Source organism: Streptomyces sp. NPDC058985 (genome assembly GCF_042740985.1).
GTDB lineage: Bacteria > Actinomycetota > Actinomycetes > Streptomycetales > Streptomycetaceae > Streptomyces.
In genome coordinates, this window is the sequence record NZ_JBHYJX010000030.1 from 91,345 (window position 1) to 104,062 (window position 12,718).

The 12,718-nt window shown below is 74.0% G+C and carries 12 protein-coding genes; 1 reads left to right on the top strand and 11 read right to left on the bottom strand.

Going from position 1 to position 12,718, the window contains the following annotated elements; translation table 11 throughout:
* Positions 1–96 precede the first annotated feature (96 nt).
* The 9 genes from ACFW01_RS24560 to fmt form a co-directional block, all read right to left on the bottom strand.
* The gene (locus ACFW01_RS24560; protein ID WP_122617162.1) at positions 97–549 is read right to left on the bottom strand and encodes an Lrp/AsnC family transcriptional regulator; all 453 of its coding nucleotides are present in this window, start codon (positions 547–549) and stop codon (positions 97–99) included.
* A gap of 15 nt (positions 550–564) precedes the next feature.
* On the bottom strand, positions 565–2,055 hold the full coding sequence (locus tag ACFW01_RS24565) for an amino acid permease (RefSeq protein ID WP_234958262.1): 1,491 nt from the start codon (positions 2,053–2,055) through the stop codon (positions 565–567).
* 304 nt (positions 2,056–2,359) lie between these two features.
* On the bottom strand, positions 2,360–2,755 hold the full coding sequence (locus ACFW01_RS24570; RefSeq protein WP_234958263.1) for a hypothetical protein: 396 nt from the start codon (positions 2,753–2,755) through the stop codon (positions 2,360–2,362).
* Positions 2,756–2,824: 69 nt separating this feature from the next.
* The gene (locus ACFW01_RS24575; RefSeq protein WP_234958264.1) at positions 2,825–4,267 is read right to left on the bottom strand and encodes a GuaB1 family IMP dehydrogenase-related protein; all 1,443 of its coding nucleotides are present in this window, start codon (positions 4,265–4,267) and stop codon (positions 2,825–2,827) included.
* 108 nt (positions 4,268–4,375) lie between these two features.
* On the bottom strand, positions 4,376–4,729 hold the full coding sequence (locus ACFW01_RS24580; RefSeq protein WP_161332823.1) for a barstar family protein: 354 nt from the start codon (positions 4,727–4,729) through the stop codon (positions 4,376–4,378).
* A gap of 47 nt (positions 4,730–4,776) precedes the next feature.
* Positions 4,777–5,820 carry a sugar-binding transcriptional regulator gene (locus ACFW01_RS24585; protein WP_161332824.1) on the bottom strand — a complete coding sequence of 348 codons (1,044 nt, stop codon included), beginning with the start codon at positions 5,818–5,820 and terminating at the stop codon, positions 4,777–4,779.
* A gap of 77 nt (positions 5,821–5,897) precedes the next feature.
* Positions 5,898–6,584: a ribulose-phosphate 3-epimerase gene (gene rpe, locus ACFW01_RS24590; protein ID WP_234958265.1), complete on the bottom strand. Its 687-nt coding sequence runs from the start codon at positions 6,582–6,584 to the stop codon at positions 5,898–5,900.
* 129 nt (positions 6,585–6,713) lie between these two features.
* Complete coding sequence (locus tag ACFW01_RS24595; protein WP_234958266.1) at positions 6,714–8,141, bottom strand: transcription antitermination factor NusB; 1,428 nt, start codon at positions 8,139–8,141, stop codon at positions 6,714–6,716.
* 76 nt (positions 8,142–8,217) lie between these two features.
* Positions 8,218–9,150 carry a methionyl-tRNA formyltransferase gene (gene fmt, locus ACFW01_RS24600; RefSeq protein ID WP_234958267.1) on the bottom strand — a complete coding sequence of 311 codons (933 nt, stop codon included), beginning with the start codon at positions 9,148–9,150 and terminating at the stop codon, positions 8,218–8,220.
* Positions 9,151–9,479: 329 nt separating this feature from the next.
* Here fmt and ACFW01_RS24605 point away from each other — a divergent pair, with 329 nt between their 5' ends.
* Entirely contained in the window at positions 9,480–10,031 is a 552-nt protein-coding gene (locus ACFW01_RS24605) for a hypothetical protein (protein WP_234958268.1), read from the top strand.
* A gap of 85 nt (positions 10,032–10,116) precedes the next feature.
* Here the strand turns inward: ACFW01_RS24605 and ACFW01_RS24610 are convergent, their stop codons facing one another.
* Together ACFW01_RS24610 and ACFW01_RS24615 are read right to left on the bottom strand one after the other, a co-directional pair.
* The gene (locus ACFW01_RS24610; RefSeq protein ID WP_384506620.1) at positions 10,117–12,267 is read right to left on the bottom strand and encodes a primosomal protein N'; all 2,151 of its coding nucleotides are present in this window, start codon (positions 12,265–12,267) and stop codon (positions 10,117–10,119) included.
* 176 nt (positions 12,268–12,443) lie between these two features.
* The coding region (locus tag ACFW01_RS24615) for a methionine adenosyltransferase domain-containing protein (RefSeq protein ID WP_384506623.1) at positions 12,444–12,718 on the bottom strand (275 nt) is incomplete at its 5' end.

Below are 12,718 nucleotides of genomic sequence, written 5' to 3' on the forward strand. Positions count from 1 at the left end.
GTCCGGGGCGGCCCTCGGGAGGAGGCGCTACGGGTGAATCAATGTCGCCAGGTCATGCCACCGATGCTAGACGTCACCGGGCCTCCTGCCCACCGATTACGCGGGCGACCCCGACGAGAAGCGCCGCAGCAGCGGCGAGAGCACCAGCACGGACTTGGTCCGCTCCACGAACGGCTCCCCCGCGATCCGCTCCAGGACCCGTTCGAAGTGCCGCATGTCGGAGGCGAAGACCTGGGCGACCGCGTCCGCGTCCCCGGTGACGGTGGACGCGGCCACGACCTCCTGGTACCGCTCCAGGCCCCGCTGGATGGTCTCCGGCGAGGTGTTGCGGCGGCAGTGGATCTCGACGAACCCCTCGGTCTCCCAGCCGAGAGCGGCGGGGTCGACCCGTACGGTGAAGCCGGTGATGGCCCCGGTGGCCCGCAGCCGGTCCACGCGCCGTTTCACGGCGGGCGCGGACAGGCCGACCGACTGCCCGATGTCCGCGTAGGAGCGGCGGGCGTCCTCGGCGAGGGCGTGCACGATGCGTTCGTCGAGTTCGTTCAGCACTGCGGGCGGTTCACTTCACTTCTGGTGCGTCCGGACCGTGGACGTGTCCGGCGTGGCGAGTCGGGAGCGGCGGTGGCCGTACACGAAGTAGAACACGAGCCCCACCGCCATCCAGACACCGAAGACCACCCAGGTGACGGTGGACAGGCTGCCCATCATCCAGACGCAGAAGCCGAAGCCCAGGGCGGGCAGGACCGGCGACAGCGGTACCCGGAAGGTGCGGGGCATCTCCGGACGGGTCCGGCGCAGCACCACGACGGCCACGTTGACCAGGGCGAAGGCGAAGAGGGTGCCGATGCTGGTGGCGTCGGCGAGCTGCCCGAGCGGGATGGCGGCGGCCAGCACGCCGCAGAACAGGGAGACGATCATCGTGTTGGCGCGGGGCGCGCCGGTCTTCGGGTGGACCTTGGAGAAGACCTTGGGCACCAGTCCGTCGCGGGACATGGCGAACAGGACGCGGGTCTGGCCGTAGAGCACGGTCAGGACGACGCTGGCGATGGCGACGACCGCGCAGAAGGCCAGCAGGGTGCCCCAGAAGCTTTGTCCGGTGACGTCGGTCATGATCTGCGCGAGGGACGCCTCGGAGTCGGTGAAGTTCCGCCAGGGCTTGGCGCCGACGGCGACGGCCGCGACGAGGACGTACAGCACCGTCACGATGATCAGGGAGAGCATGATCGCGCGGGGCAGGTCGCGCTGGGCGTTCTTCGCCTCCTCACCGGCGGTGGAGGCGGCGTCGAAGCCGATGTAGGAGAAGAAGAGCGTGGCGCCGGCCGCGCTGACGCCGGCCATGCCGAGCGGCATGAAGTGGTCGTAGTTGCCGGAGCGGAAGCCCTGGACGCCGATCGCGCAGAACAGCACCAGGGCCGCGATCTTGACGACGACCATGATCGTGTTGGCGCGTGCGGACTCGCGGGCGCCGCCCAGCAGGAACACCATGGCGAGCAGTACGACGATCAGCGCGGGCAGGTTGAAGATGCCGCCGTCGCCGGGTGGCGCCGACAGGACGGCGGGGAGGGTGACGCCGATGGTGCCGTCGAGCAGCTCGTTCAGGTACTCGCCCCAGCCGACGGCGACGGCGGCCACCGACACGCCGTACTCCAGGACCAGGCACCAGCCGCAGATCCAGGCGACCATCTCGCCCATCGTGGCGTAGGCGTACGAGTACGAGGATCCGGCGACCGGGATGGTGCCGGCCAGTTCGGCGTAGGACAGGGCCGAGAAGAGCGCCGTGAGGCCGGCGATGACGAAGGAGAGCGTGACGGCGGGACCGGCCTTGGGGACGGCCTCGCCGAGGACGACGAAGATGCCGGTGCCGAGGGTGGCACCGATGCTGATCATCGTGAGCTGCCAGAGGCCGAGGGAGCGGCGGAGGCTGCCGCCCTCGCCCTGGCCGCCCTCGGCGACCAGCCGTTCGACGGGCTTGCGGCGCATGAGGCGCGCGGCCAGGCCCGGGGACGGTGCGGTGGCCGTTGCGTCGTGGTGCGGGGGTGCGCCTTGGTCGAGCACGCGTTGACTCCTTCGTCGCTTCCGGTCGGCCCCGTCGCGGTGCGCGGACGGGCTCGGGGCGGGGCCTGGGAGCGGCGGGGACCGGTGGGCGCGCTCGTGCGGAACGAACGGGAACCCACCGAGCGGGGTCCCCGCCACGCCACGTACAGCGCAGAACACTACGAGCGGGGCGCGGCCCGGGTAATGCAGCAACCTTGCGCGTCCCAGCACGATCGTTGCGTTCACCGGGGCATCGCGCGTGTTCGTTGCGCGAGGGCCGTGGTGCGTTGCGCGGCGGGTCCGGCGGAGGGTGAATCGTCCCTGGTCAGGGGCTGTCGGGATGGCCCGCCACGGCCCTCGCCTCGGCCACCTCCGCCGTGTCGGGGCCGATCTCGCCGGGCCGGTCGCGGGCGGCCTCCTGGGCGTCGATCCAGCGCGTGTGCGCCTCCCAGGCAGCCTGCTTGCTGGTGCCGAGGGCGGCCCCGATCTGCGACCAGGAGGCCCCGGCCTCGCGGGCGGCCCGCACGGTGAGCTGCCGTCCGTAGGCGGCCTTGCGGGCCACCACCTCGCTCAGCGCGAGCAGTTCCAGGAGCTGAGGACGGTCGAGGGCTTCCGCGTCGCTGCCCATCCCCGTGAGGGGCTCGCGGACGCGCAGCTCGTCGAGGCGGGCCACGGCGGTCAGCAGGGTGTGCTGCGGCTCGATGCTCCGCGGTGTCGTCATGCGGCCGGCGTCATGTCAGGGCGGCTTGACGTCAAGCCGCCCTGACACCCTTCACGCGCGAGCCGGTGCTCAGCCCCAGCTGGCGTGCAGCGGCTTGCCCTCGGCGTAGCCGGCGGCGCTCTGGATGCCGACGATGGCCTTCTCGGCGAACTCCTCCAGCGAGCCGGCACCGGCGTAGGTGCAGGACGAGCGGACGCCCGCGATGATCGAGTCGATCAGGTCCTCGACGCCGGGGCGGGCCGGGTCGAGGAACATGCGGGAGGTGGAGATGCCCTCCTCGAACAGCCCCTTGCGGGCCCGGTCGTACGCCGACTCCTCGGAGGTGCGGTTGCGCACCGCGCGGGCGGAGGCCATGCCGAACGACTCCTTGTAGGCACGGCCGTTGGCGTCGTGCTGGAGGTCGCCCGGGGACTCGTAGGTGCCCGCGAACCAGGAGCCGACCATCACGTTGGAGGCGCCGGCGGCGAGGGCCATGGCCACGTCGCGCGGGTGCCGGATGCCGCCGTCGGCCCAGACGTGCTTGCCGTACTTCCTCGCCTCGGCGGCGCACTCCAGGACGGCGGAGAACTGCGGCCGGCCGACGCCGGTCATCATGCGGGTGGTGCACATGGCACCCGGTCCGACGCCGACCTTGACGATGTCGGCGCCGGCCTCGATCAGGTCGCGCACGCCCTCGGCGGAGACGATGTTGCCCGCGACGATCGGAACCCGCGGGTCCAGGTCGCGGACCACCTTGACGGCGCTGATCATCGACTCCTGGTGCCCGTGGGCCGTGTCGATGACGAGGGTGTCCACGCCCGCGTCGAGGAGCTGCTTGGCCTTGCCCGCGACGTCGCCGTTGATGCCGACCGCGGCGGCGATGCGGAGCCTGCCGTTAGCGTCCGTCGCCGGGGTGTACAGCGTGGCGCGCAGGGCGCCCCGGCGGGTGAGGATGCCGGCGAGGCGGCCGTCCTTGTCGACGGCGGGGGCGTAGCGCCGGTTGGCGGCGTCGAGGGTGTTGAAGGCCTCGCGCGGGTCCATGTCCGCGTCGATGAGGATCAGGTCCTTGGACATGACCTCTTCGAGCTGGGTGAAGCGGTCCACGCCGGTCAGGTCGGTGTCGGTGACCACGCCGACCGGCTTGTGGTCACCGTCCACGACGACGCCCGCGTTGTGCGCGCGCTTGGGCAGCAGGGCCAGCGCGTCGGCCACGGTCTGGTGCGGGGCCAGCACGATCGGGGTGTCCAGGACGTGGTGGCGGCTCTTCACCCAGGAGACGACCTCGGTGACGACCTCGATCGGGATGTCCTGCGGGATGACCACGAGGCCGCCGCGCCGGGCGACCGTCTCCGCCATCCGGCGTCCCGCGATGGCGGTCATGTTGGCGACGACCAGCGGGATGGTGGTGCCCGTGCCGTCCGGGGAGCCGAGGTCCACGCCCTGCCGGGAGCCCACGGCGGAACGGCTCGGCACCATGAAGACGTCGTCGTACGTCAGGTCGTACGAAGGCTGGATGTCATTGAGGAAACGCACGTGCTGCACATCCCAGTCGATCAGAGGTGGCCCCCGGACAGGTCAGCCAGGGGGAAAGAGCACGTACTTCATTCTCCCACGGCCCGGCGCCGGCAACCCCCGGGCAGATCATCCAGGCTGGTCAGGAGCCTCCTTGGAGGAACCTCCAGGACCGAGCGTGACGAAGAGCCCCGGCCCGCGGTCGGTGGCCTCGGCGAAGACCTCCTCGGCCACGGTCCACTCGTCCGGCCGCGCCTCGGCGTACGCCCGCCAGCCCCGCACCACGAGGACCAGCCCCCGCTCCTGGGCCTCCGGCGGCCAGACGGACGGGTCGGAGAGGGAGTCGGCGAGCGCGTCCCAGTTCCGGCCGAACCAGTCGGGCAGGGCCAGGTCACGGGCGCAGCGGTCCATCAGGCCCGCCTTGTCCGTGACCCCGTCGAGGTCCAGCGTGACCACGAGCCGCCCCGCGGGATCCTCGGTCATGTCCTGTCCACTCCCGTTCTGATCGTCCGTCCCGTCCTGAGCGCCCGTCAGATCCCGTCCGGGTCCGTCCGGTTGAGCGTCGACTTCGGTGCCGAGCCCAGGGTCATCAGGTGGTCGGCGGCCGACGTGTCCGTCACCAGGCTGGTGACGAGGCCGGAGCGCAGCACCGCGTCGATCGCCGCCGCCTTGCGCTGCCCGCCCGCGATCGCGACGACCTCGGGGATGCGGCGGAGCTGGTCGGCCTTGACCGTGATGCACCGCTCCCCCAGGTCCCGTCCGACCCGGCGCCCCTCGGCGTCGAAGAGGTGCGCGGACATCTCGGCGGCGACCCCGAGCGAGGCGTAGTGCGCGCGCTCCTCGTCGCTGAGCATGTCGTGCACCGTCGAGATGCCCGGCTCCCAGGAGCCGATGGAGACGCAGGCGACCGTGACCTTGTCGAAGTACTCGAAGGCCCGGGCGATCCCGGTCTGGTGGCGCAGCGCCTGCGCGGTGGCCGCGTCCGGCAGGAGCATCGGCGCGTAGATGGGGTGCGCGTCGCCGCCGGACACCTGTGCGGCGCGCCGCACGGCCTCGACCGAGCCGCGTTCGGCGGTCCCGGCGTCGTACACGCCCGTGAGCTGCACCACCGTGCACGGCGGCAGCCGGTCGAGCGCCGCCGCCATGTGGATGGTGGACCGGCCCCAGGCCAGGCCCAGCACGTCGCCCTCGGTGACCAGCTCGCCGAGCAGGTCTGCGGCCACCTCGCCCAGGTTCTCGGGGTCGGGCGTCTCCTCGGCGTCGGCCGGGGACTCCACCACGACGGCGTGCCTGAGCCCGTAGCGGGCGCGCAGCGCGTCCGAGCGCTCGGCGTCCAGCTCGGCCGGCACCCGGATCTCGATTCGTACTAGGTCTCGCTCAAGGGCGGTCTCCAGGACCCTGGCCACCTTGAAGCGGCTGACGCCGAACTCCTCCGCGATCTGGATCTTGGACTTGCCCTCGAGGTAGAAGCGGCGGGCCATGGCCGCCGCCTGGACCAGCTCAGCGGGTCCCATCCGCATGGCTGAACGGCCCGCCGACATACCCGACACGGCGATCTCCTCACTGCTGTTCACACTCTGGATACGCCGTTCATCCTTGCAGATTCGGCGCACTTGATCAGCCCTGATGGGAGCCGTTCACGTTCTGTTCCTCAGTGGTCGCAGGACCAGGACGCCCCGGCGGTCGCCGACTCGGCCTGCGTGCGCAGTGCACGTACCGCCTCGGCCGGGTCGGACGCCCCGTAGACGGCGGAACCCGCGACGAAGACGTCCGCGCCGGCGTCGGCGCACTGCTCGATCGTCGACGCCGACACGCCGCCATCGACCTGGAGCCACAGCTCCAGACCATGCTTCTTGATCAGCTCACGGGTGCGCCGGATCTTCGGGAGCATGATGTCGAGGAACGCCTGCCCGCCGAAGCCCGGTTCAACCGTCATGATCAGCAGCATGTCGAGTTCGGGGAGCAGGTCCTCGTACGGCTCGATCGGCGTCGCGGGCTTCAGCGCCATGGACGCGCGGGCGCCCTTGGCGCGGATCTCCCGGGCCAGCCGCACCGGCGCGGCGGCCGCCTCGACGTGGAAGGTGACGGAACCGGCGCCGGCCTCCACGTACTGCGGCGCCCAGCGGTCGGGGGCGTCGATCATCAGGTGGCAGTCCAGGGGGGTCTCGGTCGCCTTGGCCAGCGACTCCACGACCGGCACGCCGAGTGTGAGGTTCGGGACGAAGTGGTTGTCCATGACGTCGACGTGGAGCCAGTCGGCTCCGGCGACCGCCTCGGCCTCGTCCGCGAGGCGGGCGAAGTCGGCGGAGAGGATGCTGGGGTTGATCTGCGCGGCCATGGCCCCAAGCCTGCCATGCCCTCCGGGGGTGGGGCGGGACGGGTCCCGGGTGGGTGCGGGTTGTTCGTCGGGTGCGGGTGGGATGTGGTTGCTCGCGCAGTTCCCCGCGCCCCTTCGGGGCCCGGTTCGTTATGCGGTTCTGCGGATCAGGGCCAGGTACATCGCGTCCGTGCCGTGGAGATGCGGCCAGAGCTGTACGTCGGGGCCCTCGCCGAGGGCGGGGACGCCGGGGAGGAGGGGGCGGGCGTCGAGGAGGTCGGCGCCGGGGTTCTGCTTGAGGACGTCCGAGACGACCGCTCGGGTCTCGGCGAGGTGGGGTGAGCAGGTCGCGTACGCGACCACGCCGCCGATCCGTACGGCGTCCAGGGCACCGCGCAGCAGGCCGCGCTGGAGCGGGGCGAAACCCTCCAGGTCCTCGGGCCGGCGCCGCCAGCGCGCCTCGGGGCGGCGGCGGAGGGCGCCCAGGCCGGTGCAGGGGACGTCGACCAGGACGCGGTCGAAGCTGCCGGGCCGCCACGCCGGACGGGTCCCGTCGGCGGCGATCACCTGGTACGGCCCCGGGTTCCCGTCCAGCGCCTTGGCCACCAGTCCCGCGCGGTGCGGCTGCTTCTCCGAGGCGAGCAGGAAGGCGCCGCGTTCGGCGGCCAGGGCACCGAGCAGCGCGGCCTTGCCGCCGGGACCTGCGCACCCGTCCAGCCAGCGCCGGTCGGGGCCCTCCAGGGGCGCGCCCGCGAGGGCAAGGGCGACGAGCTGGCTGCCCTCGTCCTGCACACCCGCGCGGCCCTCGCGTACGGCCTCGACGGCCCCGGGCTCGCCGCCCTCGCTGAGCCGCACCGCGTACGGCGACCAGCGGCCCGGCACGGCTGCCTCCTCGCCGAGCAGCTCGTCGGTGGTGGCCCGGCCGGGGCGGGCGACGAGGGTCACCTCGGGCCGCTCGTTGTCGGCGGCCAGCAGGTCCTCGATGCCGGCCCGGCCGCCGCCAAGCGAGTCCCACAGCGCGGAAACCACCCAGCGGGGGTGCGAGTGCACGACGGCGAGGTGGTCCTCGGGATCCTCGTCGTAGGGCGGCGCGACCCGCTCCAGCCAGCCGTCGAGGTCGTCCCGCGCCACCTTGCGCAGCACGGCGTTGACGAACTTGGCCCGCCCGTCGCCGAGCACGACCCGCGCCAGCTCCACGGAGGCGGACACGGCGGCGTGGCTGGGGATCCGGGTGCCCAGGAGCTGGTGCACACCGAGGCTCAGGACGTCCAGGACGGGCGGGTCGACCTCCCGCAGCGGCCGGTCGACGCAGTCGGCGATGATCGCGTCGTACGTCCCCTGCCGGCGCAGCGTCCCGTACACCAGCTCGGTCGCGAGGGCGGCGTCCCGGGCGTCGAACTTCTCGGGGCCCTCCTTCTCCCGCGCCTTGCGCAGAAGGGGCGGCAGCACCAGGTTGGCGTAGGCGTCCCGCTCGTCCACCGCCCTGAGCGCCTCGAAGGCGAGCAGGCGGACGGGGTCCTTCTGCGGCCTGCGGTACGGCTTGCCGGGCTTGCGGGGACGACGAGGCTGCTCGCTCACGAAAAGGTGCTCCGGGTGTGTGATGAAGTGCGCTGTCCAGCCTACGTCGGGCCGGTGAACGGTGGTGCGGCGGTGGTCAGTCGCCCAGCAGCTCGCCCTCGGTGATCCGCGCCCCCCGCGCCCAGTCCGCGGCCCGCATCGGCTTCTTGCCCTGCGCCTGCACCCACAGCAGCTCGACGGCGTACGAGCCGGTGCCGACGTACACGTTGTTCTTGCCGGGGGCGAGCTGCCCCGGGGCGAGGTCGTTCCGGTCGGGGAGCGGGACCGCCTGCACGAGCTTGAGCCGCTCGCCCCGGAAGGTGGTCCAGGCACCGGGCGCCGGGGTGCACCCGCGCACCACCCGGTCCACGCGCAGCGCCGGGGCGGCCCAGTCGATCCGGGCGTCCTCGACGGTGATCTTCGGAGCCAGGGTGACACCGTCGGCCGGCTGCGGTACGGCGTCCAGGGAGCCGTCCTCGATGCCGTCCATGGTGGCCGCGAGCAGCCCGGCGCCGGCGAACGCGAGCCGGGTCAGCAGGTCGCCGCTGGTGTCGGTGGGCCGCACGGTCTCGGTGACCGTCCCGTAGACGGGGCCGGAGTCCAGGCCCTCCTCGATCAGGAAGGTGGACGCGCCGGTGATCTCGTCGCCCGCCATGAGCGCGTGCTGCACGGGCGCGGCCCCGCGCCAGGCGGGCAGCAGCGAGAAGTGCAGGTTGACCCAGCCGCGGGCGGGCACGTCGAGGGCGGCCCGCGGCAGCAGGGCTCCGTAGGCGACCACGGGGCAGCAGTCGGGCGCGATCGCGCGCAGCCGCTCCAGGAACTCGGGGTCGCGCGGCTTCGCGGGCTTGAGCACCTCGATGCCCGCCTCCTCGGCCCGCTCGGCCACGGGCGAGGCGACCGTCCGGCGTCCGCGCCCGGCCGGAGCGTCGGGCCGCGTGACGACGGCGGCCACCTCGTGACGCCCGGAGGCGATCAGGGCGTCCAGAGCGGGAACGGCGACCTCGGGGGTACCGGCGAAGACGAGCTTCATGGGTGGGACGGGCCTCTCGGGCGGGGGTGTTGACGAGCAGCACACCAGTCTACGAGCCCGCGCGAAACGGATTGCCGCCGACGGCGAGCCACCACGACGGCAGAGGTCAGCCTCTCGACGAACGGCGAACGGGCGGTGCGCGGGTGGGAGAAGGAATCCGAGGGCCGAAGGCCGAGGCGCACACCCCACCGAAACAGGCGCACGCATATGCCCCCACGCCCCCACCCCGTGACCCGCGGAGCCCCCACGCGTTGGTCAAGGAAGAGTTGACCACACCGGGCCGCCCGCGCGGCCCGATTCCTTTCAACGCCGGTTCGAGAGGCTTGTTCATGGCCGACCACGCAACCCACGACGCCCAGGCTCGGGCCAGCCTGCACTTGCTGGTGCGGGACATCGAGCGGGTCCGCCGGCAGGTGGACGCACTGCGCACCCTCACCGCCCAGCTGGGCAACGTCTACCGCCCGCGCCGCTCCGGCCCCTCCACGGGCTTCGTCGTCTACGGACGTGCCCCCGCCCCGACGGTCCGGCTCGCCCAGGAACTGCGGGACAGCGTCGAGACCCTGGTCACCGCCGCCGTGGACTTCGACCGCTCGCTCGGCTTCTCGTGGGACGCGGTGGGCTCCGCACTCGGCGTCACCAAGCAGGCGGTGCACCGCCGCTACGGCTCCCGCCGCGCCGCTGCCCAGCCGGTGGCCGCCGCCGAGGCGCCCGAGCACACCCCGGAGCCGACGGGCACCCGGCCGGTCAACGTGGGTCCCGGCCTCCCCACAGCGCCCACGGTCCCGGCCGCCCGTTCGATGCCGACCCAGCCGACGTCGAGCAGCCCGGCCTGGCGCGACGAGGTCCGGCCGACGGCCTTCCCGGGCCCGCGCAACGGCTGACGACACCCCGGCCGCCCTCCCGGATCCTCCGGGAGGGCGGCCGGCCGTTTCGCCCACCGGCTCCCGCGTCGGCCGCCCGCGCCCCTCAGCCGATGTCCGGCGGATCGATCCGCACCCACACCACCGCGTCGCTCCCCCGTGCCGTCCGCGCCGCCTGGGCGGCCTTCAGCGCACCGGCCAGCACTGACCCGCGCCCCGGCGGCACCCGGATCAGGGCCCGCTCCCAGTGCTCCCCGGGCGGTGGGGCCCCCACCCGGCGCGGACGCCCTGCCGAGGTGACCGGCAACGGCACCGGTCCCAGCACCTCGGCCTCGGGCGGCAGCTCCGCGGCGCCCAGGAAACCGGCCACCGCCTCCGGCGGCCCGGCCACGGCCGCCATCCTGGACACCGGCGGAAAGCCCAGCTCGGCCCGCTCGGCCAGCTCCCGCACCGCGTGACCGACGGGGTCCCAGCGCACCAGCGCCTGCACGGGCCTGAGGGTCGGCTCGGCGACGGCGACGACGGTGCCGCCGGCGCTCTGCGGGCGCACCAGCGCGGCGGCGGCCAGCCAGCGGCGCAGCGCGTCCTCACCGGCGCGCAGGTCGGGCCGCCCGAGCATCGCCCAGCCGTCGAGCAGCAGCGCCGCCGCGTAGCCGCCCTCGGCGACGGGCTCGGCGCCCGGGGTGCTGACGACCAGCGCGGGGGCCTGCGCCACGGTGTCCAGCACATGCTCACGTCCGGAGGTGCGCACGGGCACCGCGGGGAAGGCGCGGCCCAGTTCCTCGGCGGTGCGGCGCGCCCCCACCACCTGCGCGCGCAACCGGAAGGCGCCGCACTCCGGGCAGTGCCAGCCGCTCTCCTCGCGCCCGCACCAGCCGCACCGCAGCGCGGACCCGGACTCCTGCCCCTCCAGCGGCCCCGCGCAGTGCCGGCACCGCGCGGGCGTCCGGCACGCGGCGCACGCCATCCGCGGCACGTAGCCCCGCCGCGGCACCTGCACCAGCACCGGTCCGTGCCGCAGTCCGTCCCTGACGACCTGCCAGGCGAGCGTCGGCAGCCGCGCGGCGCGGGCCGCCTCGTCCCGGGCCAGGTCGCCGTCGCCCACGGTGCGCACCAGCGGGGCCACGGCCCGCACCTGGTCCCGGGCGGCGACCAGCGGCCGGGCCCAGCCGGTCTCCACGAGCTGGGCGGCCTCCACGGTGCAGCTCCAGCCGCCCAGCAGGAAGGCGCACCGGTCCTGGGCGGCGCGCAGCAGCAGCACCTCCCGCGCGTGCGGCTGCGGGGCGTGCGGCTCGCTGTGGCTGTCGTCGCCGTCGTCCCAGAGGGCGACCAGCCCGAGGTCGCGCACCGGCGCGAACATCGCGGCTCGGGTCCCGACGACGGCCCGCACGGCACCCCGGCGCACCGCGAGCCACTGCGCGTACCGCTTCTCGGGTCCGGCGTCGGCGGTGAGCACCGCGTGCCGCCCCTCGCCCAGCAGGCCGGTCAGCGCGGCGTCGACGCGGGCGACCGACCGCCCGTCCGGCAGGACGACGAGCGCGCCCCGGCCGGAGGCCAGCGTGGCCCCCACCGCCCGGGCCAGCTCCTCGCTCCACTGCGGGCCGGGCAGCGCGTTCCACACCGCGCGGGGCGCGCTCCCCGAGGCGAGCGCCGTCACGAATGCCGCCCCCCGCTCGTACCGCGCCCAGGACCCCGGCGCGGGCGCCGGCGGTGGGGGCAGCGGGTCCGGCGAGGCCCGCTTCTCGGCGCGCGCGTTGCGCGGGGGTACGGCGAGCTGGAGCACGTCGGCGAGGCTGCCCGCGTACCGGTCGGCGACGGCGCGCACGAGTCCCAGCAGCTCCTCGTCGAGGATGCGCTCGGGCGAGACGACCTGGGCCAGCGCCGCGAGGGGCCCGGAGTAGTCGGACTCGGCGCGCCGCTCGACGAGGAAGCCGTCGATGAGGCCGCCGCCCTCGCGCCGCCCGTCCCGCACCCGGTGCCGCCCGGCCCCGAAGCGCACCCGCACCCGCACACCGGGCTGGGCCTCGGCGTCGAGCTCCTCGGGCACCGCGTAGTCGAAGTACCGGTCGAGGTGGAGGACGCCCTTGTCGACGAGCACCCTGGCGACCGGCAGCTCCCCGGCGAGCGCGGCTCCGCGCCAGGTCCGCGGCTTGGCCCGGGGCGTCTTCGCCCGGCGCACGGTCTCCCGGATGAGCGCGAGCTGCTCGGGCGGCGCGTCCTGCGCGCCGCCCTCGGCCGGTCCGTTCTCGCTGCTCACGCCTGCATTCTCGCAAAGGCCACTGACAACCGTGGACGCCCGCGATCACACCGTCCCGGTACGGGCCCCGGCGCCGCCCCGGAACGCGCCGGGGCCCGGCGCCCCCATCGGGGGCACCGGGCCTCGTGACGTGCGAAGGACGCGTCCGCGCCTTTCGGCGTGGCGCTCCGGGCGTCCTAGAGCCCCGCCGCCTTGCGCAGCGCGTCCACCCGGTCGGTGCGCTCCCAGGTGAAGTCCGCCAGCTCACGGCCGAAGTGGCCGTAGGCCGCGGTCTGGGCGTAGATCGGGCGGAGCAGGTCGAGGTCGCGGATGATCGCGGCCGGACGGAGGTCGAAGACCTCGTCGATCGCCTTCTCGATCTTCTCGGTGTCGATCTTGGCGGTGCCGAAGGTCTCCACGAAGAGGCCGACGGGCTCGGCCTTGCCGATGGCGTAGGCCACCTGGACCTCGC

What these genes read in the sequence shown, in the direction of transcription:
- fmt (WP_234958267.1), bottom strand. Translation starts at nt 9,150, where the DNA reads ATGAAGCTCGTCTTCGCCGGTACCCCCGAGGTCGCCGTTCCCGCTCTG.
- ACFW01_RS24580 (WP_161332823.1), bottom strand. Translation starts at nt 4,729, where the DNA reads ATGACCGAGGATCCCGCGGGGCGGCTCGTGGTCACGCTGGACCTCGAC.
- ACFW01_RS24605 (WP_234958268.1), top strand. Translation starts at nt 9,480, where the DNA reads ATGGCCGACCACGCAACCCACGACGCCCAGGCTCGGGCCAGCCTGCAC.
- ACFW01_RS24570 (WP_234958263.1), bottom strand. Translation starts at nt 2,755, where the DNA reads ATGACGACACCGCGGAGCATCGAGCCGCAGCACACCCTGCTGACCGCC.
- rpe (WP_234958265.1), bottom strand. Translation starts at nt 6,584, where the DNA reads ATGGCCGCGCAGATCAACCCCAGCATCCTCTCCGCCGACTTCGCCCGC.